The organism is Cyanobium sp. NIES-981 (assembly GCF_900088535.1).
Classification (GTDB): Bacteria; Cyanobacteriota; Cyanobacteriia; order PCC-6307; family Cyanobiaceae; genus NIES-981.
Map to the genome: position 1 here is coordinate 1,495,612 of NZ_LT578417.1, position 19,308 is coordinate 1,514,919.

At 70.2% G+C, this 19,308-nt stretch carries 21 protein-coding genes; 6 read left to right on the plus strand and 15 right to left on the minus strand.

Annotation, left to right across the window (positions count from 1 at the left end; genetic code table 11):
- Positions 1-4 precede the first annotated feature (4 nt).
- Both CBM981_RS07660 and CBM981_RS07665 read right to left on the minus strand, forming a co-directional pair.
- The gene (locus CBM981_RS07660) at positions 5-865 is read right to left on the minus strand and encodes a galactose mutarotase (RefSeq protein ID WP_087067932.1); all 861 of its coding nucleotides are present in this window, start codon (positions 863-865) and stop codon (positions 5-7) included.
- Between the two features lie 112 nt (positions 866-977).
- Positions 978-1,160, minus strand: a complete 183-nt coding sequence (locus tag CBM981_RS07665; protein WP_087067933.1) for a hypothetical protein — start codon at positions 1,158-1,160, stop codon at positions 978-980.
- Between the two features lie 160 nt (positions 1,161-1,320).
- On the opposite strand from CBM981_RS07665, the gene CBM981_RS07670 reads away from it, so the two are divergent.
- Positions 1,321-1,812 (plus strand): hypothetical protein, encoded by a 492-nt coding sequence (locus CBM981_RS07670; RefSeq protein WP_087069276.1) that lies wholly within the window; start codon positions 1,321-1,323, stop codon positions 1,810-1,812.
- A 40-nt stretch (positions 1,813-1,852) separates the two neighbouring features.
- On the opposite strand, the gene hypE is transcribed toward CBM981_RS07670, so the two are convergent.
- The 7 genes from hypE to hypB are packed head-to-tail and all read right to left on the minus strand — an operon-like array spanning position 1,853 to position 12,096.
- Positions 1,853-2,908 (minus strand): hydrogenase expression/formation protein HypE, encoded by a 1,056-nt coding sequence (gene hypE, locus CBM981_RS07675; protein ID WP_087067934.1) that lies wholly within the window; start codon positions 2,906-2,908, stop codon positions 1,853-1,855.
- Positions 2,905-4,026 carry a hydrogenase formation protein HypD gene (gene hypD / locus CBM981_RS07680; protein WP_087067935.1) on the minus strand — a complete coding sequence of 374 codons (1,122 nt, stop codon included), beginning with the start codon at positions 4,024-4,026 and terminating at the stop codon, positions 2,905-2,907. Before hypD ends, hypE begins: the two co-directional genes overlap by 4 nt.
- The gene (locus tag CBM981_RS07685) at positions 4,023-5,069 is read right to left on the minus strand and encodes a dihydroorotate dehydrogenase-like protein (RefSeq protein WP_087067936.1); all 1,047 of its coding nucleotides are present in this window, start codon (positions 5,067-5,069) and stop codon (positions 4,023-4,025) included. Before CBM981_RS07685 ends, hypD begins: the two co-directional genes overlap by 4 nt.
- The gene (gene nifJ, locus CBM981_RS07690) at positions 5,066-8,788 is read right to left on the minus strand and encodes a pyruvate:ferredoxin (flavodoxin) oxidoreductase (RefSeq protein ID WP_087067937.1); all 3,723 of its coding nucleotides are present in this window, start codon (positions 8,786-8,788) and stop codon (positions 5,066-5,068) included. The genes CBM981_RS07685 and nifJ overlap by 4 nt, the downstream gene beginning before the upstream one ends.
- Positions 8,785-8,994: a HypC/HybG/HupF family hydrogenase formation chaperone gene (locus CBM981_RS07695; RefSeq protein ID WP_087067938.1), complete on the minus strand. Its 210-nt coding sequence runs from the start codon at positions 8,992-8,994 to the stop codon at positions 8,785-8,787. Before CBM981_RS07695 ends, nifJ begins: the two co-directional genes overlap by 4 nt.
- Positions 8,954-11,404, minus strand: coding sequence for a carbamoyltransferase HypF (gene hypF / locus CBM981_RS07700; protein WP_087067939.1), 2,451 nt, complete (start codon positions 11,402-11,404; stop codon positions 8,954-8,956). Before hypF ends, CBM981_RS07695 begins: the two co-directional genes overlap by 41 nt.
- Positions 11,401-12,096: a hydrogenase nickel incorporation protein HypB gene (gene hypB, locus CBM981_RS07705; protein ID WP_225867603.1), complete on the minus strand. Its 696-nt coding sequence runs from the start codon at positions 12,094-12,096 to the stop codon at positions 11,401-11,403. Before hypB ends, hypF begins: the two co-directional genes overlap by 4 nt.
- A 311-nt stretch (positions 12,097-12,407) precedes the next feature.
- Here hypB and CBM981_RS07710 point away from each other — a divergent pair, with 311 nt between their 5' ends.
- Complete coding sequence (locus CBM981_RS07710) at positions 12,408-12,629, plus strand: CopG family transcriptional regulator (RefSeq protein ID WP_087067940.1); 222 nt, start codon at positions 12,408-12,410, stop codon at positions 12,627-12,629.
- A complete protein-coding gene (locus CBM981_RS07715) occupies positions 12,629-12,988 on the plus strand; it encodes a type II toxin-antitoxin system VapC family toxin (RefSeq protein ID WP_225867604.1) in 360 nt (119 codons plus the stop codon). Before CBM981_RS07710 ends, CBM981_RS07715 begins: the two co-directional genes overlap by 1 nt.
- Before the next feature lie 9 nt (positions 12,989-12,997).
- Here CBM981_RS07715 and hypA read toward each other — a convergent pair whose 3' ends face one another.
- The 3 genes from hypA to CBM981_RS07730 all read right to left on the minus strand — a co-directional run bounded on the left by hypA (position 12,998) and on the right by CBM981_RS07730 (position 14,096).
- The gene (gene hypA, locus CBM981_RS07720; RefSeq protein WP_087067941.1) at positions 12,998-13,339 is read right to left on the minus strand and encodes a hydrogenase maturation nickel metallochaperone HypA; all 342 of its coding nucleotides are present in this window, start codon (positions 13,337-13,339) and stop codon (positions 12,998-13,000) included.
- On the minus strand, positions 13,332-13,793 hold the full coding sequence (locus CBM981_RS07725) for a hydrogenase maturation protease (protein ID WP_157665377.1): 462 nt from the start codon (positions 13,791-13,793) through the stop codon (positions 13,332-13,334). Before CBM981_RS07725 ends, hypA begins: the two co-directional genes overlap by 8 nt.
- A 114-nt stretch (positions 13,794-13,907) precedes the next feature.
- Positions 13,908-14,096, minus strand: a complete 189-nt coding sequence (locus CBM981_RS07730) for a hypothetical protein (RefSeq protein WP_087067943.1) — start codon at positions 14,094-14,096, stop codon at positions 13,908-13,910.
- Positions 14,097-14,285: 189 nt separating this feature from the next.
- Here CBM981_RS07730 and CBM981_RS07735 point away from each other — a divergent pair, with 189 nt between their 5' ends.
- From CBM981_RS07735 to CBM981_RS07745, 3 genes are all read left to right on the plus strand, one after another.
- Positions 14,286-15,500 (plus strand): DUF2235 domain-containing protein, encoded by a 1,215-nt coding sequence (locus tag CBM981_RS07735; protein WP_087067944.1) that lies wholly within the window; start codon positions 14,286-14,288, stop codon positions 15,498-15,500.
- A 134-nt stretch (positions 15,501-15,634) separates the two neighbouring features.
- Complete coding sequence (locus tag CBM981_RS07740) at positions 15,635-15,838, plus strand: hypothetical protein (RefSeq protein ID WP_087067945.1); 204 nt, start codon at positions 15,635-15,637, stop codon at positions 15,836-15,838.
- Positions 15,839-15,898: 60 nt separating this feature from the next.
- Complete coding sequence (locus tag CBM981_RS07745) at positions 15,899-16,594, plus strand: response regulator transcription factor (RefSeq protein WP_087067946.1); 696 nt, start codon at positions 15,899-15,901, stop codon at positions 16,592-16,594.
- 103 nt (positions 16,595-16,697) lie between these two features.
- Here the strand turns inward: CBM981_RS07745 and CBM981_RS07750 are convergent, their stop codons facing one another.
- The 3 genes from CBM981_RS07750 to CBM981_RS15300 all read right to left on the minus strand — a co-directional run bounded on the left by CBM981_RS07750 (position 16,698) and on the right by CBM981_RS15300 (position 19,306).
- Positions 16,698-17,492, minus strand: a complete 795-nt coding sequence (locus tag CBM981_RS07750; RefSeq protein ID WP_087067947.1) for a transglutaminase family protein — start codon at positions 17,490-17,492, stop codon at positions 16,698-16,700.
- Between the two features lie 444 nt (positions 17,493-17,936).
- Positions 17,937-18,683: a uracil-DNA glycosylase family protein gene (locus tag CBM981_RS07755; RefSeq protein ID WP_087067948.1), complete on the minus strand. Its 747-nt coding sequence runs from the start codon at positions 18,681-18,683 to the stop codon at positions 17,937-17,939.
- On the minus strand, positions 18,683-19,306 hold the full coding sequence (locus CBM981_RS15300) for a hypothetical protein (RefSeq protein ID WP_157665378.1): 624 nt from the start codon (positions 19,304-19,306) through the stop codon (positions 18,683-18,685). The genes CBM981_RS07755 and CBM981_RS15300 overlap by 1 nt, the downstream gene beginning before the upstream one ends.
- Positions 19,307-19,308 lie beyond the last annotated feature (2 nt).

Consider the following 19,308-nt stretch of genomic DNA (forward strand, 5'->3'; position numbering starts at 1 on the left):
GGAATCAGCCCCACCCGCGGTCCACCCGGTAGCGGCAGCTCAGGCTGCAGCAGCCGCCCGGATCCACCAGCAGGCGGCGATCCCCGCTGATCAGCGCCCCGCGGGGCGCTGTCCAGGGCTCCAGGCACACCATCGGCCTGGGCGGATCGGTCCAGAGCACCACCAGGTCCAGGGGAGCGTCCGGCTCCAGGGTCACCGCGGCGCCGCCGGCGACGCCGCGCAGCCGGACCGGGCCGGCAGGGTGGGCCAGCAGGTCCACGCCTTCGCCCAGCGCCTCGAGCTGCGCGGCCAGGGTGGCCGGCGCCATGGTGTGGTGGTCGAAGCCCTCCGCCGGCAGCCCCTCGAGGCGCACGGCCGAAAGGTCGTCAACGGCCCAGTAGGGATGGAGCCCGAAGCTGAAGGGCATCGGATCCTCGCCCGCGTTGGCCACCTGCGCCGTGATGCCCAGCTGGCCGGGGGCCAGCCGGTACTCGAGGCTGAGGCGGAAGAGAAAGGGGAAGGCCGCCAGCGTGTGCGGGTCATGGGCAAGGGTGAGCCGCACGCCATCGCCACCCTCCAGGGCCGACAGCTCCCAGGCCCGGTCACGGGCGAAACCGTGCTGGGCCAGGGTGAACACCCCCTGGGGCAGGGGCAGCCGGCCGTCGGGGAGGCCGCCGCAGATCGGAAACAGCACCGGGATCCCCCCCCGCACCGACAGATCCGGATCGGCGAAGCGCTCCGCGTCGAAGTAGAGCCAGTCGCGGCCCAGGCTGCTCCAGCCGGTGACCAGGCCACCTCGCTCGGGCACCACCCGCAGCACCTCGGCACCGGAAGGATCGGTGTATTCCCAGTGGGGATAGGGCTCACGCCGCTGTTGCAGAACCATCGCGGGGAACGATCGCCGGGGCGGCGGCGTGGGGAAGGGAGCTCAGCTGTGGTGCTTCAGCTGTGGTGCTTCAGCTGAGTTGCCTCAACTGTGCGGTCTCAGCTGTGCGGTCTCAGCTGTGCTGGCGCAGGATTTCCGTGCAGGTGGTCACACACTCCCCATCGTCGATGGAGCAGGTGGTGATGCACTCGAAATAGGCCTCCACCGGATCATGGTCCGCCTGGGGGAAGGAGACGGAGGGTGGATGGCCGCTCAGGGAATCGACTGCGTTGGAGTGGCCGTGGGAAACCGTCATGGCGCCGGGAGGTGAATGTTCTTCGACCGTATGAACATCCCCCCAGGCAGGCAAGCAGGTTGAGCAGGGATACCCATGCAACGATTGCGACGTGTGAAGTAGGGGCGGGGAGGGCCGATCCCGGCCAGCGCCAAGAATGTCGGCAACCGCAGCCGCCCTGATGCCCCTGTCCGAGCCCGACGGTGCCGCGATCCTGGAGCTGGAACGGGGCAGCCGCGGGCAGGGCTCGGGGCTGGGCCAGGAGGATCTGCGTGGCTGCTGGCGGTTGCAGCGGCTCTGGGATCGCCAGGCCCGGCCGTTGCAGGTCGCGGCGGGGCTGCTGCGGCCCCTGGCGGCGAGCCTCAGCCTCACCCCGGGCGAGCACGGCCAGCTGGCGGTGCGCAACAGCGTGCGGCTCGGGGGCCTGGAGGTGCGCTTCATGGGGGCCGGGGAGCTGCGGGGCCGCCGGCCCCTGCTGGTGTTCTGGTTCGATCGCCTCGAACTGCGGCTGGGGGAACGGCGGCTGTGGCAGCGGCCGCTGGCCCGGCCGGCCGAGCGGTCGCTGCCCTTCTTTGCCCTGATCGCCAGCCGCCGGGAGGGGGAGAAGGCCTGGCTGGTGGCCCGCGGCCGGGGTGGGGGACTGGCCCTGTGGCGGCGCGAACCGCTCACCTGATCACCCAACTGATCGCCCAGAGGAACCCTCAGCAGATCCCTCAGCAGATCCGTGGCAGCAGTTCGCCGCTGAGGGGCAGGAGCAGCCGCTCGGTGCCGAGGGCCGTGGTGAGCAGCACCCGCGGGCTCCGGCCGGCCGGCCGCACCTCCCCGATCCAGGCGCCGCCCCCAGCCTCGAGCAACGGCTCCACCAGCGCCCGCTGCTCCGGTGCCACCACCGCCACCAGCCGCCCCTCGTTGGCCAGGTGCAGGGGCTCGAAGCCGAGCAGCGCGCAGGTGCCGGCCACCGCCGGGATCACCGGCAGACGCTCCTCCTCGATGGCGATCTCCACCCCGGCCGCCAGGGCCAGCTCCTGCAGGGCACTGGCCAGCCCGCCGCGGGTGAGATCCCGCAGGCAGTGGGGCACCGCGCCGGCCGCCAGCAGCTGCTCCACCAGGGGCCAGAGAGGAGCGCAGTCGCTGAGCACGGGCGGCTCCAGCCGCAGCCCGTGGCGGGCGGCGAGGATCGCCACCCCATGGCGGCCCAGATCGCCGCTCACCAGCACCTGATCGCCGGGGCGGATGGCGGCGGGATTGATGACGCCGGGATCGGTGGCGGCCGTGCGCCCCGGGGCGGGATCGGGCAGCGCGCCGATGCCGCTGGTGGTGATGAAGAGGCCGTCGGCCTTGCCCCGCTCCACCACCTTGGTGTCGCCGGTGACGATCGCCACGCCGCACTCCCGGGCCGCGGCCGCCATCGAGGCCACCAGCCGCCGCAGCAGCGCCAGCGGCAGCCCCTCCTCCAGGATCAGGGCCACGCTGATCCACAGGGGGCGGGCCCCGGCCATGGCCAGATCGTTGGCGGTGCCCACCACCGCCAGCCGGCCGATGTCGCCGCCCGGAAACTCCAGCGGCTGCACCACGTAGCCATCGGTGCTGAAGGCCAGCCGGCCGTGGGGCAGCGCCAGGCTGGCGGCATCGTGCAGCACCTGCTCCGGATCGGCGTAGAGGGCCCGCAGCTCCTGATCGATCAGCTGCTGCATCAGGGTGCCGCCGCCGCCGTGGGCCAGCTGGATGCAGGCCTCACCGTCCTGGGGCAGGGGCGGGGAACCGCTCACAGGGCGGCGGCGGTCGTCGGCGCGGCGCTGCGGTAGCGGTGGTAGGCCGCGCAGGCCCCCTCGCTCGACACCATCGGCGCCCCGAGCGGATGCTCCGGCCGGCAGCGGCCGCCGAAGGCGGGGCAGTCGGTGGGCACGGCCCGTCCCTGCAGAATCAGGCCGGCGATGCACTCCGAGACGCCGTCGTCGTCCCGGCTGGTGGTCTCACCGCCGGACCCTGGCGCCTGGTCGCACAGCCCGAAGCGCTGGCGGGCATCGAGAGCCGCGTAAGCGGGCCGCAGCCCCAGCCCCCCCCCCGGGATCACCCCCAGCCCGCGCCAGGGCTGATCCACCACCGCGAACACCTCCTGCAGCAGGGCCCGGGCGCGGGGGTTGCCGTGCTGCCGCACCACCTGGCCATAGGCGTTCACCACCGCGGGGGTGCCGGCCTCCAGCAGCTGCACGCAGCGCCACAGGCCCAATAGCAGCTCCTCGGGCGCGAACCCCGTGGCCACCACCGGCACGCCGTGGCCGGCGGCGAGCGGCTCCAGCTCCTGCAGGCCCATCACCGTGCACACATGGCCCGCCGCCAGAAAGCCCTGCACCTGGTTGCCGGGGGCTTCGAGGATCGCGGCCATCGCCGGCGGCACCCGCACATGGGCGTTGAGCAGCGAGAGGTTGGCCAGGCCGAGGGCCAGGGCCTGGCGGGCCAGCAGGGCCGTGGCCGGCGCCGTGGTCTCGAAGCCCACCGCCAGGAACACCACCTGCCGCCCAGCATTCTCCCGGGCCAGGGCGATCGCCTGCAGCGGCGAGGTGAGCAGGCGCACGTCGCCGCCGGCCGCCCGCACCCCCAGCAGATCGTCGCCGGGCGCGCTGCCGGGCACCCGCAGCATGTCGCCGTAGGAGCAGAGGATCACCTCCGGCCGGCGGGCCAGGGCCAGGGCCGCATCGAGGGTGGCGGCCGGGGTGACGCACACCGGGCAGCCCGGGCCATGGATCAGCCGCAGCCCCTCGGGCAGGAGCTGATCGAGGCCCCAGCGCACGATGGCGTGGGTCTGGCCGCCGCACACCTCCATCAGCGTCCAGGGGCGGGTCACGCTGGCGCGGAGCCGCGCGGCCAGCTCGGCGACCCGGCTCACCAGCCCCCCGGCGCCGGGATGGTGGAGCCGGGGCGGTAGCTCTGGATCACCCGCATGTACTGGGCCCGCTCGTACTCCTCGGGATCGGGGCACTGGGCCTGGCTCATGCAGCCGATCAGCGCGCTGACGCTGGCCAGCTCGTGTTCCACCATCCAGACGGCCAGCTCGTCCTCCAGCCCCCGCAGACGCTCGGGCCCGTGGCGCAGCAGGGCCGCCACCACCTGGGTGGCGCAGGCGCCCGCCATCAGCAGCCGCACCACGTCGGTGCCGCGGTGCACGCCGCCACTGCCGATCAGATCCAGCGCCACCCGCCCATGCAGCAGGGCGATCCAGCGCATCGGCAGGCGCAGATCATGGGGAGTGCTGAGCAGCAGATTGGGCCGCACCGTCATCTCCTCGATGTCGATGTCGGGCTGGTAGAAGCGGTTGAACAGCACCAGGCCCTGGGCGCCGGCCGCCGCCACCCGCCGCGCCATGGCGCTGAAGTTGGTGAAGAAAGGCCCCAGCTTCACCGCCAGGGGCAGGGCCACCTCGGCCCGCACCTCCCGCACGATCTCCTCCACCCGGGCCTCGATGGCGGCGCTGGAGAGCTCGGGATCGGTGGGCATGGAATAGATGTTGAGTTCGAGGGCAGCGGCCCCGGCGGCCTCGATGCGGCGCGCCGTCTCCACCCAGCGGCCGGCGCGGCTGCCGTTGAGGCTGGCGATCACCGGGATCGAGAGCCGGCGGCGCGCCTGCTCGATCAGCCGCAGGTAGGGGTCGGCGCCCCCGTGGGTGGCGGCCAGCTCGGGCAGGTAGCTGAGGGCCTCGCCGTAGCTCTCGCTGCCCTGCTGCACCTGCCAGTGCAGGGCGAGCTGCTCCCGCTCGATCTGCTCCTCGAACAGCGAATGCAGCACGATCGCGGCGGCGCCGGCCTGCTCCAGAACCTCGAGCTGGGCCACGGTTTCGCTGAGGGGTCCGGCCGCCCCCACCACCAGCGGCGTGCGCAGCGGCAGCCCCAGGTAGGAGGTGGAGAGGTCGGGCCGCAGGGAGCTTGTGGTCATGACCGCAGGCCTCCGCCGCTGCCGGCCAGGGCGCGATAGGCGGCCCAGCGGCGGTCGCGCTCCCTCTCCGCCTCCTCCAGCAGCTGGTGGGCCCGTTCGGGCTGGCTGTAGCGCAGCATCTGGAAGCGCTGTTCCGCCGCCATCGCCTCCTTCAGGGAACGGCTCGGCGCCGGACTGTCGAGCTGCAGGGGGTTCTCGCCCCGCTCCAGCCGCCGGGGGTCGTGGCGGTAGAGCAGCCAGCGGCCCGCATCCACCGCCAGCTTCTGGTGTTCCATCCCCCTGGCCATGGCGATGCCGTGGGCGATGCAGTGGGAGTAGGCCAGGATCAGCGAGGGGCCCGGGTAGCTCTCCGCCTCGAGGAAGGCGCGGATGGTGTGCTCGTCCCGGGCGCCCATGGCCACGCTGGCCACATACACGTGGCCGTAGGTCATCGCCATCAGGCCCAGATCCTTCTTGGCGGCCCCCTTGCCGCCGGCGGCGAACTTGGCCACCGCCCCCAGGGGCGTGGCCTTCGAGGCCTGGCCGCCGGTGTTGGAGTACACCTCGGTGTCGAGCACCAGCACGTTCACGTCACGGCCGCTGGCCAGCACGTGATCGAGGCCGCCGAAGCCGATGTCGTAGGCCCAGCCGTCGCCGCCCACCAGCCACACGCTGGTTTTCACCAGAGCATCGGCCAGCTCCAGGAGGCGGGCGGCGGCGCGGGAGGGTTCGGCGCCGGCCTCCTGCCCCAAGGCCTGCAGCCGCTCCTTGAGCAGGGCCACCCGCTGCCGCTGCTCCAGGAGGCCGGCCTCATCGCCCTGGTCCGCCGTGCGCAGGGCCTCCACCAGGGCCGGCGGCAGCTGGGGCGCCAGGCACTCCAGCAGGGAGAGGGCCGCCTGGCGCCGCTGGTCGAGGGCCACCCGCATGCCGTAGCCGAACTCGGCGTTGTCCTCGAACAGGGAATTGCTCCAGGCCGGGCCGCGGCCTTCGCCGTTGGCGCTCCAGGGGGTGGTGGGCAGGTTGCCGCCGTAGATGGAGCTGCAGCCGGTGGCGTTGGCCACCAGCATGCGGTCGCCGAACAGCTGGGTGGCGAGCTTGAGATAGGGCGTTTCGCCGCAGCCGGCGCAGGCGCCGGAGAAGGCGAACAGGGGCTCCTGCAGCTGCTGCTGGCCGATCCTGTGCAGGTTCAGCCCGGCCCTGGGCACCTCCGGCAGCTGCAGGAAGTAGTCCCAGTGGCCGCGGGCCTGCTGGCGCAGGGGCCGCTGCGGCGCCATGTTGATCGCCTTGCGCCGGGGCTGGCGGCGATCCCGCGCCGGACACACCTCCACGCAGAGGCTGCAGCCGGTGCAGTCTTCAGCGGCCACCTGGATGGTGAAGGTCTGCCCGGGGAAAGCGTGGTCGCGGGCGGGGGCGGTGCGGAAGCCCTCGGGGGCCGCGGCGAAGGCCTCGGGCTCGGCCACCTTGGCGCGGATCACGCCGTGGGGGCACACCATCACGCACTTGCCGCACTGCACACACAGGTCGCTCTCCCACACCGGCACCTCGGCGGCGATGTTGCGCTTCTCCCAGCGGGCGGTGCCCACCGGCCAGGTGCCGTCGCAGGGCAGGGCGCTCACGGGCAGCCCATCGCCGCGGCGCTCCAGCATCGGGGCGATCACGTGCCGCACGAAGGGCGGCGCCGCCGCCAGCCGCTCGCGGACGCTGGGCTCGGTGAGGCTGGGCTCGCTGGAGGCAGGGCTCCGGGCAGGCCCCGGCTGGGCCACCGCGCCGGGCAGGGGTGCCGTCGCCTCGGCATCGAGGCTGCGCCAGTGCAGCGGCTGCAGGTGGTCGAGGCTGGCATCGAGGGCGGCCAGGTTCATGGCCACCACCGCCTCCCCCTTGCGGCCGTAGCTGTGGTGGATGGAGGCGCGGATCCGCTCGAGGGCCTCCTGGCGGGGCAGCACGCCGCTGAGGGCGAAGAAGCAGGCCTGCATCACGGTGTTGATGTGGGGCCCCATGCCCGCCTCGCGGGCCACCCGGTAGGCGTTGATCACGTGCACCGCCAGGCCGCCCCGGCGGATCTGCCCCCGCAGCGCCTCCGGCAGCCGCGCCCAGGTTTCGGCCGGCTCGAAGGGACTGTTGAGCAGCACCACCCCGCCCGGCTCGATGCCGGCCAGCAGATCGAAGCGGCCCACGAAATCCCACTGGTGGCAGGCCACGAAGGTGGGCCGCTGGATCAGATAGGTGGAGCGGATCGGCCGCGGCCCGAAGCGCAGGTGCGACACGGTGACCGAACCCGATTTCTTCGAGTCGTAGACGAAGTAGCCCTGGGCGAAGAGATCGGTGCCCTCGCCGATGATCTTGATCGCCGCCTTGTTGGCGCCCACGGTGCCATCGGAGCCGAGGCCGTAGAACACGGCCCGCACCTCGCCGCTTTCGGAGCGGGGGCGTTCGGTGACGAAGCTCTCCTCCAGCGGCAGGGAGCGGTGGGTCACGTCGTCGTGGATGCCCACCGTGAAGTGGTTGAGCGCATCCGCCCCCGGCACGAGCGCCCCCTTGAGGTGATCGGCCACCGCCTTCACCATCGCCGGGGTGAACTCCTTGGAGGAGAGCCCGTAGCGCCCGCCCAGCACCCGGGGCAGGGGCAGCGGGCCATGCACGGCGGGCCAGGCCTCGGCCACGGCGGCCAGCACATCGAGATAGAGGGGCTCGCCCACCGAGCCGGGCTCCTTGCAGCGGTCCAGCACGGCGATCGCCCGGGTGGTGGCCGGCAGGGCCTCCACCAGCCAGCGGGCCGCGAAGGGCCGGAACAGCCGCAGCTTCAGCACCCCCACCCGCTCGCCGGCGGCCTGCAGCACCTCGGCCGCCTCCAGGGCGGTTTCGGCACCGGAGCCCATCAGCACCAGCACCCGCTCGGCATCGGCCGGCCCCGTGTACTGGTAGGGCTGGTAGCGGCGGCCGGTGAGGGCGGCGAACCGGTCCATCGCCTCCAGCACGGCGGCCGGGCCGGCGTCATGGAAGCGGTTCACCGACTCCCGCGCCTGGAAGTACACATCCGGGTTCTGGGCCGTGCCCCGCACCACCGGATGCTCGGGGCTGAGGGCACGGGCGCGGTGCTCGCGCACCGCGTCTTCGGGGATCAGGGCGCGCAGGAGGTCGTCATCCAGGGCCGCCACCTTCTGGATCTCGTGGGAGGTGCGGAAGCCGTCGAACACATGCAGGAACGGCAGCCGGCTGCGCAGGCTGGCCCGCGCCGCGATGGCGGCCATGTCGGCGGCCTCCTGCACCGAGGCCGAGCAGAGGAGGCCCCAGCCGGTGCCGCGGGCGGCCATCACATCGCCGTGGTCACCGAAGATCGAGAGCCCCTGGGCGGCCAGGGAGCGGGCGGCCACATGGATCACCGCCGGCGTCAGCTCCCCCGCCACCTTGTAGAGGTTGGGGAGCATCAGCAGCAGGCCCTGGCTGGCGGTGAAGGTGGTGGTGAGCGCCCCGGCCTGCAGGGCGCCATGCACCGTGCCGGCGGCGCCCCCCTCGCTCTGCAGCTCCACCACCTCCGGCACCGCTCCCCAGAGGTTGGGCCGCCCCTGCGACGCCCAGGCATCGGCCCATTCGCCCATGGGCGAGGCGGGGGTGATCGGGTAGATGGCGATCACCTCGTTGAGGCGGTAGGCCACCCGCGCCACCGCCTCGTTGGCGTCGAGCGTGACCCGCTCGGGCTGAACCGCCGCCTGAACCCCGGGCAGCTGGGTGAGTGTCGTCATTCCCCTTCTCCCTGAAGCTCCGCTTCGTCCACCAGGGCGAGGGCCACCCCCACGTGCACGAGCACCCGGTCACCCACCACCGCCTCGGGCAGGCAGGCCAGGCTCACCTGCTGGCGCACGCCGCCGAAATCCACCTCCGCGCTCCGCCAGAGGGGATCCCCGGCCTCAGCGATGTCCAGGATCAGGCCCGCGGTGGCCAGGCACATGGGGTGCCGGAGCGGCTGCCTCCGTTCTAGAAACGCTCCCCAGAACTGCCCACAGCTGGCCCAGGGCCAGGCCGCCGTCGTTGCAGGGCACCTGCTCGCTCCAGAAGGGCACGAGGCCGGCGCGGCGCAGTCCGGTGAGGGAGCCCTGCAGCAGCAGGGCGTTCTGGAAGCAGCCGCCGGCCAGGGCCACCTGGGGGCAGCCGGTGATCTCGGCCGCCCGGGCCGCCGCGGCCACCAGCGAGGCCGCCAGAGCGTCATGAAAGCCTGACGCCAGCGCCTCGGCGGGGGCGCCCTCGGCCCGGGCCGCCAGCAGCCGGCGCAGCAGCGGCTCCCAGTCGAGCCAGCCCAGGGGCGCAGCGGGCTGGGCGTCGGGGGGGGAGGGGATCAGGGGAAGGGGCTCGATGGGCAGCGGGGGCACGATGCAGCCCTGGGCCAGCCCCTCCAGCCGCAGCCCGCTCTCCCCCTCGTGGCTCTGCTCCTGCAGCACGCCCAGCAGGGAAGCCACGGCATCGAACAGCCGCCCCAGGGCTGTGGTGTGGGGCGCGTTGCAGCCACCGGCCACGGCCGCCGCCAGCAGCTCCAGGGCGGCGGTGCTGAAGGCCTCCCGGCAGCCGGCGGCGCCGGGGTGATCGAGCAGGGCGGGATCGGCCGCCAGCAGCAGCCCCAGAGCCGCCCGGCGACACTCGCGCATGGCCCGCTCCCCGCCCGGCAGCGGGAAGGGCCGCAGACAGGCCAGCCGCCGGGCTGCCCCCCCGCCCGCCGCGCCGGGATCCAGCAGCAGCAGCTCACCGCCCCAGAGTTCTGGCCCAGGCCCGGGGCCGTAGCCCAGCCCGTCGGCGGCCCACACCAGCAGGGGCCCCCTGAGGCCGTGCTCGGCCGCCACCGCCAGGCCATGGGCGCGGTGGTGCTGCACCCGATGCAGGGGCAACCCGTGCCGCCGGGCCAGCCGCGCGGCGATGGCGCCGCCCACGTAGCCGGGGTGGGCGTCGGCCACCAGCGCCTGCAGGGCGGGGCCGGGGCCGGGCTCCAGGATCGCGTCGAGCCCCTGCTCCACCGCCTGCTGCTGGCGCAGGCCGGCCAGATCGCCCTGGTAGGGCGCCACCCACACGCGACCGCCCCGGGCCAGGGCCGGGGCCGCCTTGAGGTCGCCGCCCAGGGCCAGCACGGCCCGATCGGCGGGGGGAGGCTGAGGCAGATCGAGGGGGGCCGGGGCGTAGCCGCGGGCGCGGCGCAGCAGGGCGGGGCGGCCGTCGATGAGCTGCAGCAGGGAGTCGTCGAGGGGGCGGGCGATGGGGCGGTTGTGCAGCAGGAAGCCATCGGCGATGGCGCCCAGCCGCTGGCGGGCCTCGAGGGGATCGATGCAGAGGGGCTCGCCGCTGGGGTTGCCGCTGGTGGCCACCAGCGGCCGGCCCACCGCCTCCACCAGCAGCTGGTGCAGCGGCGAGGCGGGCAGCATCACGCCGAGGCTCGGGCTGCCGGGGGCCACATCCGTGGCCAGGGAGACCGCCACGGTGCCATGGCGGCGGCGCAGCAGCACGATCGGCGCCGCCGGCGAGCGCAGCAGCGCCAGCTCCGCCGGGCCGATCCGCACCTCTGCCGCCAGCCAGGCCGGATCGCCCACCAGCAGCGCAAAGGGCTTGGCGGGCCGCCGCTTGCGCCGCCGCAGTTCCGCCACGGCCTGGGGCCGGGTGGCCTCCACCAGCAGCTGGAAGCCGCCCACCCCCTGCAGGGCCAGGATGCCGCCGGAGCGGAGCAGGGCGGCCGCGGCGGCGATCGGGTCGCGGCCCTCAGCAGCGGGGAGAGGGTTGCCGTTGCCATCCACCAGCGCCAGCCGCGGCCCGCAGGCGGGGCAGCCGGTGGTTTCGGCGTGGAAGCGGCGGTCGGTTGGATCCTCGAACTCCCGCCGGCAGGCAGGGCACAAGGGGAAGGCGGCCAGGGTGGTGTGGGCGCGGGCGAAGGGCTCGGCGGTGGCGATCGAATAGCGCGGGCCGCACACGCAGCAGCTGATGAACGGGTAGCGGTGGCGGCGGCTGGCGGGATCGGCCAGCTCGGCCCGGCAGGCGGGGCAGGGGGCCCGGTCGGCCAGCAGGGCCGGCGCGAACAGGCCTGGACCCAGGGGCCGGGGCGCCGCCGCGGCGATGCGCAGGCCGGCCGGCGGCGGCAGCCGGGGCGGGAGCCATGTGGGCTGCAGCGGCCGCAGCACCGCCGGCAGCGGCAGCTCCCTGGCAAGGCGGCTCAGAAACGTCTCCAGGGCCGGGCGTTCGCCGTGCAGGTCCAGCCGCACCGCTCCCGCCACGTTCTCCAGCTCGCCGGTGAGGGCCAGCTCAGAGGCGAGGCGATGCACGAAGGGCCGGAAGCCCACCCCCTGCACGGTGCCGCGGCAGTGCAGCAGCAGCCGGGCCTGGCTCAAGGCACCGGAACGGCCTGCCCCAGCAGGGCGATCAGGGCGTCGAGGCCGGCGCCGCTGCGGGCGGAGGTTTCCAGCACCCGGGCGTGGGGGGCTACGCGGGCGATGGCGGCGTGGGCGGCGGCGCGGTTGAAGCCCACCACCTCGGCCAGGTCGATCTTGGTGATCAGCACCAAGTCGGCGGCGTGGAAGATCGGCGCGTACTTGAGCGGCTTGTCCTCGCCTTCGGTGGTGGACACCAGCACCACCCGCAGGCTCTCGCCCAGGTCGTAGGCACCGGGACACACCAGGTTGCCCACGTTCTCGATCACCAGCAGGTCGAGCTGCTCGAGGGCCACGCCCTGGTGGCTGAGGCGATGCAGGCCCTCCGCCACCATCGCCGCCTCCAGGTGGCAGGCCTGGCCCGTGGTGATGGCCGCGGCCCGCAGGCCGGCGGCGCGCAGGCGGGTGGCGTCGTTGTCGGTGGCCAGATCGCCCACCACCACCGCCAGGCGGGCGGGATCCAGGCGCCGGGCGAGGGCCTCCAGCAGGGCGGTTTTGCCGGAGCCGGGGGAGGAGAGCAGGTTCACCGCCGTGACCCCGGCGGCCGCAAAGCGCCGGCGCAGGGCATCGGCTCCGGCGTCGTTGCGCTGCAGCAGGGCGGTGTGCAGCGGCAGGGCGCGCGTGGTGCGGGCCGGCTGCTCAGCGGCCGTCATGGGCGGGGAGCTCACCTGTCCGCAGGAGCAGTCGCGGCACATGGCGGCTCGGGGCTGGGGCCGCCTTCAACCTAGGAACAGCGGATGGCGCTGGCAGCCTGGCTCAGCCAGGACGCTGCAGTCGCCGCAGGCGCACCGGCTCCGCCAGATGGGCTGCGGGTGAGGCGGCGCTGCTGCAGGGCCTCCGCCATCTCCTGATCCGACAACGCCACCGTGACTTTGATCGTCCAGACCTCTCGAAATCAGACCTTGTCACGACCAGGACCCCAAGGCAACGCACACCTAGGATGACGTAATCAGATCACGTCATCATGCGCACGATCGTGGACCTGCCGGAGCCGGAGCGGGCCCAGCTCGATGCCCTGTGCCGGCAGCGCGGCATCTCCCGGGCCCAGGCGCTGCGCGAAGCCCTGAGCCAGTGGCTGGAGCAGCAGCGGCCGCAGCATGAGCAGGTGTTCGGCCTCTGGCGCGACCGGCCCGAGGGCTCCCTGGATCTGCAGGAGGCGCTCCGCAGCGAGTGGGCCGGCCGCTGATGCTGCTGCTTGACACCAACCTGCTGATCGACGTGCTGCGGGGCGAGGCGGTGGCCCTGCGCTGGCTGGCGGAGCAGCAGCGTCCGAGCATCAGCGTGATCACCTGGATCGAGGTGCTGGTGGGCTGCCGCCAGGGGGAGCAGGAACGGGTGGAGGGTTGGCTGCAGGCGTTCCCGCGCCTGCCGCTGGATCAGGCCGTTGCCCGCGAATCGGTGCTGCTGCGGCAACGCCACGGGTTGAAGGTGCCCGACGCGATCATCCTGGCCACGGCCCGATGCGCCGGTCTCACCCTGGCCACCCGCAACGTGCGCGATTTCCCGCTGGAACTCGGGGACGTGCTGCACCCTTACACCCTCTGAGCAAGCCGCTCACTCCACCTCCAGGGCCAGCAGGCGCAGGTCGCGGCCGCGCAGCAGCCGGCGGCTGATCGTGCCGCAGCGGGGGCAGTCGCAGCAGCCATCCGGAGCGGGGAAGGGGGCGTCGCAGACGGCGCAGTGGCATTCGGCCGGCTCCCGCTCGATGCGCAGCACGGCGGAGGCGGCGATCGTGCCCGCCATCACCACCGGGAAGGCGAAGCGCAGGGCCTCCACCTCCACCCCCGCAAGCTCCCCCACCCGCAGGCTGATCGCAGCAATGCGGCGGGCCCCGTCGGCGCGGGCCGCCGCCAGGGCCTGATCGCGCACGGCCTCCATCAGGCTGAGCTCATGCACCGGCGCTGCCCTCCTGCAGCCACTGGTGCAGCAGGCGGCGGGCCTGGGGCAGGGAGGCCCGCAGGGGCGCGGAGAGCGCGCTGCCGTGGCCGAGGGCGAAGGCCGGCACCCGCAGCCAGGCAGCCCGAGGGGCGCGGCCATAGAGGGCGGCCGTGATCGCCACCAGCTCGGCGGGCTCGAGCCGGTGGCTGGTGCTGCCGTCTCCAGGCCGGGCGGCGACGGGCAAAGGGTCAAGCCGGGGCGAAGGGGTGGCGCCCGCCACCTCCGGCGCCAGCCAGGCATCGATGAACAACACCCGCTGCAGCGGCGCCAGCTCGGCGGCCAGCTCGGGGGTGAGCTGATGCACGCTGCGCCCCCCCGCCTGCTCGGCCAGCAGGGCCCCCACGCCGTCGTCGCCGCGCAGGGGGTTGCCGATGCCAACGATGCAACAGGGCTTCATCGTTTTCGACTCCATCCTTCTGGGCTCCATCCTTCTGGGCTCCATCCCTCAGGCTCCATCGCTCGACGCCCACACACGCCTCTCAGCCAACCCCCAAGCTGTGCCAGGCCGCTGGGGTTTCCAGGAGCTTCACAGATTTCTGGTGGCCGTGAGAAGAGTGTCCCTGGCCAGAGCCAGGCCGTTCTGGAATTGCCGGGAGGCTTCAAGTTGTTCCGCGCCACCCCTGGCCGTGAGCAGCTTCGACGACAAGACGCTGTACAGCTGCATCACCTGGGTTGTGTAGGCCTGCTTCACGGCCTGTTGCGCCAGGGATTTCATTTCTGCCTGAGTCATGGGTGGCAAGAATGGAAGTCACCCTCACTGTGGCACTTTGGATCGCGGCGATTCGGAAGCATTCGGAAAGACTTTCGACTTCCGGATTGACCATCAGAGCTACGTGTGTTCACGATGGACGCCAGGCCACTGACAGGCCTGGCGAGGATGGATCCAGCCGCGCACACATGAAAGATGACGGGAAAGGTGACAGGAAAGAACCTGATCGTGCTCAGTGATGGCACATGGCAAGACCTTGCCCAGCCGTTTCCGACCAATGTGGTGAGGCTGCTGGAGGCCATTCCTCCCCAGACATCGGAAGGGAGAGACCAGCTGACGTACTACGACGAAGGAGTTGGCACCAAGCAGATCAGCATCAGACTGAACTTCATCGACAACTTAATCAAGATCTTTGGCGGAGCCTTTGGGATTGGCATCGACCATCGCATCATGAAGTGTTATCGCTTCCTCTGCCTGAACTACAGCCCGGGCGATCAGATCTACCTGTTTGGATTCAGCCGGGGTGCCTACACGGTGCGCAGCCTGGCCGGATTGATCTACAACTGCGGCCTTCTCAGAAGAGAGCAGGTGCGGATGATACCCCGCGCCTATGAGATCTACCGGCAGCCCAAAAGCAACGAGAACTGTGCACCCTGGGGCTCCGAAGCCGTGGCCTTCCGCCAGAAGTACGCCATCACTGACACGCCAGACGGCAGGCCCCCCATCAGATTCCTGGGCGTATGGGATACGGTGAAGGCCCTGGGTCTGCCCGAGCTCCCCCTGCCCAAGCAATTGAACGCGATCCAGCCCAGCACGTTGTTCAACGCGAAATACAAGTTTCACGACGAGAAGATCAGCCCAATCATCCATGCCGCCTACCACGCGGTTTCGATCGAGGAGGAGCGAAGCACCTTCAGCCTGATCCCGATCGACACTGAGCATTCGAGCCATCGTGATCATCTGCAGCAAGCCTGGTTTCCCGGGGGGCATGGCGGCGTGGGTGGGGGCGATCAGGCTGTGGCTCCGCTTTCAGATGGAGCCCTGCAGTGGATGCTCAACAAGCTTGAGACCAGCCATTCAGGCCTGCACTGCGATATCCGCGGCATCCAGATGCCTTTTCAACCCAATCCCAGCCACGCGGTGAGCAAGGGGCCGTTTCGGATCATCGGGTTCATCACGGTGCTGCTTGGCAAGCGCCGCCGGATAATCCCCCTCCATACCGATCCTTCTCCTGGATCACAGGCCAAAGAAGTGATCTCTGAGTTTGCCCATGAACGGTTGCAGGATGTGCGGGGATGGCTTCCAAAAACGCTGCACGAATTCTTTCGTCGCAAGCAACTGGGGGAGGAATGGACGCAGCTGGTCACACGACTCCAGGACGTCTCGAAGAGCCTCCGGCCCAGGGGGTAACGCCCCCTGCTCTGCCCGTGACTGAGGCCGAAGGCGTGCCCTGCCGGGAGAACCTTCGCGATTACCCCCGATTGGGGGCATCGCCGCCGGGCCCACGCCGCCGACACTGAACCCATCGCAGCAAGAGGCTCACCATGGCCCACCGATCCACCACCACCACCTCCGGCAGTTGCCTGGGCCGCACCTGCCTGAAATGGGACGTGAATGGCGAGCTCACGGCCCTGGACCTGGCCCTGGTGATGGAGCGACTGGCCCTGGTGGATGCGGATCAGGCCACCCTGCGCCAGACGCCCGGCAGCGCCAACGGCTGGAGCAGCCTGGAGCCCCGCCACTTCTAGGGTGGCTGGTGGCCCGCTCTCATGGCGCGCTCTGCGTCACGCCCCGGGGCCCCTCTGCGCATGGATCTCACGCCCTTTCTGGCCACCACCGACAAGGGGACCCACGAGGAGGGCCTGGAAGCGATCGCGATCCCCGGCCGGGTGGCCCTGGCGGCCAAGGGCCGCTTTCTGCTGCGCGCCCTGTGCCGGAGCTTCGGGGGCTACACCCGCATCACCTGCGCCGTCACCGATCAGGAGGCCTGCCTGGAGTACCTGGCGCAGGATGCCGGTGATTCCTACCAGCTGCTGGTGTGCACCGACTACCTGGAGAGCGGCAATGGTTTCGATCTCGTCCGCGAGGCACGCCAGCTTCGTCCCCATCTCCATGCCGTGGTCCTGGCACTCGGGGATGCGATTCCGGCCGAATGCATCGAGGCGCCCTGGCTGGAGGCCGTTGTGGCCGAGGCTGACTTCGTGGACGATCAGCAGCCCCTGCAGGCGGCTGTGATGGCCGTGCTTGGCGGCCACTCGTACCGCAGCCCATCCCTGCGCACCGGCACCTTGCCCCACCTGAGCTGTCCCCGACTCACCCCCCGGGAATACGAAGTTCTCGACCTGCTGGCCAGTGGTCTGAGCGACAGGGACATCGCCAGGCGTCTCGTGGTGAGCGATGAAACCGCCCACACCTACACCAAGTGGTTGCTGCAGACACTCCAGGTGCACAACCGACTGCAGGCGGTGTTGAAGGGCATGCGCTGCGGCATGGTTCAGATCTGAGGCGGAGCCGGGAGAGGAACACTCTGGAGCCAGCCCCATCCAGCGCACTGGGGCGTAGCGGTATGGCATCGATCCCGGCTGGCGGCCACGGATAGGCAGTTGCTCAGCCAGGCTTCTCCATGCGATCAACCGTGACCTTCATCGAGAGCAGCTCAACCGGATCGCCGAATTGCGTGTAGATGGCAACATCAGCGGCATCCCGGCCGTAGGCGATCGCTACCCGGGCACCCTGGAGGTCGGCGCGGGTGGGATCGAACGTGTACCACCGCCCTCCGACATAGGCCTCGAACCAGGCATGCAGATCCATCGGCTGCAAGTTCTCCAGATAACCCACCACCATGCGGGCCGGAATGGAGAGGGCACGACAACAGGCAATGCCCAGATGGGCTAAGTCGCGGCAGACGGCCTCAGACCTCTGATTCACCTCACAGGCACTCACGATGTCCTGTCCACTGCCGGGGGCATAGCGCGTCGTCTGGCGGATGTAGTTCACGATGGCCGTGCACTGGTCATAGCCGGGGGCTTCGCCGTTGACGATCGAAGCCGCCATCCGGGTGAAGCGGTCGGACTCGCAGAACCTGCTGGGCAGAAGGAACGGCAGCGTTTCCTCAGGCAGGAGGTGCACCTCCACAAACGGAGCCCCGGGAGCGGCATCGGAGGCCTCTGCACACTGAATGTCGACCGCGGTGTGCACGGTGAATCGCCCCGGCGGCGCGATCAACCGCTGACAGAGGTTGCCGAACGGATCGGCAAATTCCACCGCCGGCACACTGGGGCTCAGGATGTACTCCTCACGACCCACCCATTGCTGCCACCCACTGCGTGGGCGCAACATGAAGAGGAACGGAGTGGCGACCTGCACGTGAAACTCAAGGAAGCAGGTTGCCGTGATCCACATGCACATCATGCTAACTCAGCAGACGCGATTCGTTGAACCGTTGCAATCACAGGTGCGTGAACCCCCACCGGCATCTCTGAACTCGGTGCACAACGCCATCTGCCCCGCCGCCGGGCTGCGGCCGGAGAGGCGGGGATCGCAGCAGCGGATGCCCGCCTCCCGTAGGTTCTGCCGGAGGGCTGGGGCGAGCTCCACCACTGAAGAACGTGGTGAAACAGAACACCTCACGTTCGATGCCAAGCCTGGGGCCCTCCAGAATGCCCCGGTACAATATTTCCACAAACCACGACTCACAGAAGTGCAGATATAGCTCCTAGAGAATGGAAGATTAACATGGCACACCAGCGCTTATGGACACTCTGAAGAGCTGAAAGGCTCCTTGGGCTGATCGGGTAACAAGCGCGGTGATCGTCTCTCCCACAGAGATTGCCGGCAGTTACCGGCTCACGGCCATGTAGGTGCACAGGAGCCGAGCCAAGCCATGGCTGCGGCAGAGAGCTTATCTTTCTGGGATTCGAAAGTGCACCTTCGGTGTGCATTGGCTCCCGAGGGGTGGGGAAATCCATAAAGACATCGCTCCCGCGAAAGCTGCCCTTGCGACACCAGATAGCGGAGCGCCGATTCAACAGCTTTCCCGAGAGGAACGATCAAAGCCTTGGGAACCGCAGCAAGCTCTGGGGCCAGAAGCTGATCGAGCATCGCCACAAGAAATGGGTGTTGCGTCAGCTTCGGGGAATGGCCGGAGTAGTTGACTCCGCGCTTGAAAACGGGATAGCGCAGAGCAGACGTACTGTGCAGGAGGTCTATCCTGCTCGAAAACAGATCTGCGGTGGACTCGATGCCGAGCAGAGGCGCCACACGAAGCTCGTCAAGCATGGAAATCAGATTGGCCCTCATGGCACCAGCAAAAGCTGCACGTCGTTTGACCTCCATGCCAATAAGTTGCTGATTCTCTCCTCGCATCAGAATGGCGGTCTCGAAAGCGATTCGCGTCTGCTGCAAACCGGGGGTGATGCCGAGGATCATGATGCGAGCGTCGGGATTGATGTGGTCAAACGGTGCATACATGACCGAGATGACACCGTCATCAAACAGACAGTAGCGAGAGGGAATCGCAGCGACACTAACCGGAGCCACCTCGGGTAAGTGACAGCCCAAGGCAGGTGCCTTGCGGAGATCGTCAAAGCTCATCAAGAGGTTCGGCCATGTCCGTCAAGGTCCCGTGTGATCGCATGGAATCTGGAATGAAGATCCTGAAAGCCAAAACCCTGGCCGAAGTGCTTCTCCAGAGAACTCAGAGCAATCGACTTCTGGCCGAGTGCCTCAAGGGCACTTCGTGGCGCGAGCCAGAACAGCCACTGCGAGAGATTCAAGGCGTCGTAGTCTGATCGCCGGCGTGAAGCCTGCAGGGCAAACACGTACACCATCGCGCGATAGCTCGCATGCTTGGCGTAGCCAGTGTCTGGCGACCACGCGCGAGCCTTCAGACCGGAGAAGCTAGGTCTTGAGACCAGCTTTGGGTTCCAGGCTTGCAAGTAGGCACTTGATTTCACTTCAACGGATATCCCCTGAGGAGTCTCAAGATCGACATCGGCCCAGGTGGAGCGGATCTGTAGGCGAGCGCCAATCACCTTGGCGACGATAAACTCAGCCAGAAGCCCACGATTCGTATTATCGCGGAAATCAGACATCGCCCAGCCCCAGAAGTCAAGAACCGTGCTTCCGGTACCCACTGGTTGGCCATCCAGATGCAAGTGCACTGATGGGTCAAGCAGGACTTGAGGTGGCCACGCATCCATGCTCACGGCCGTCACGC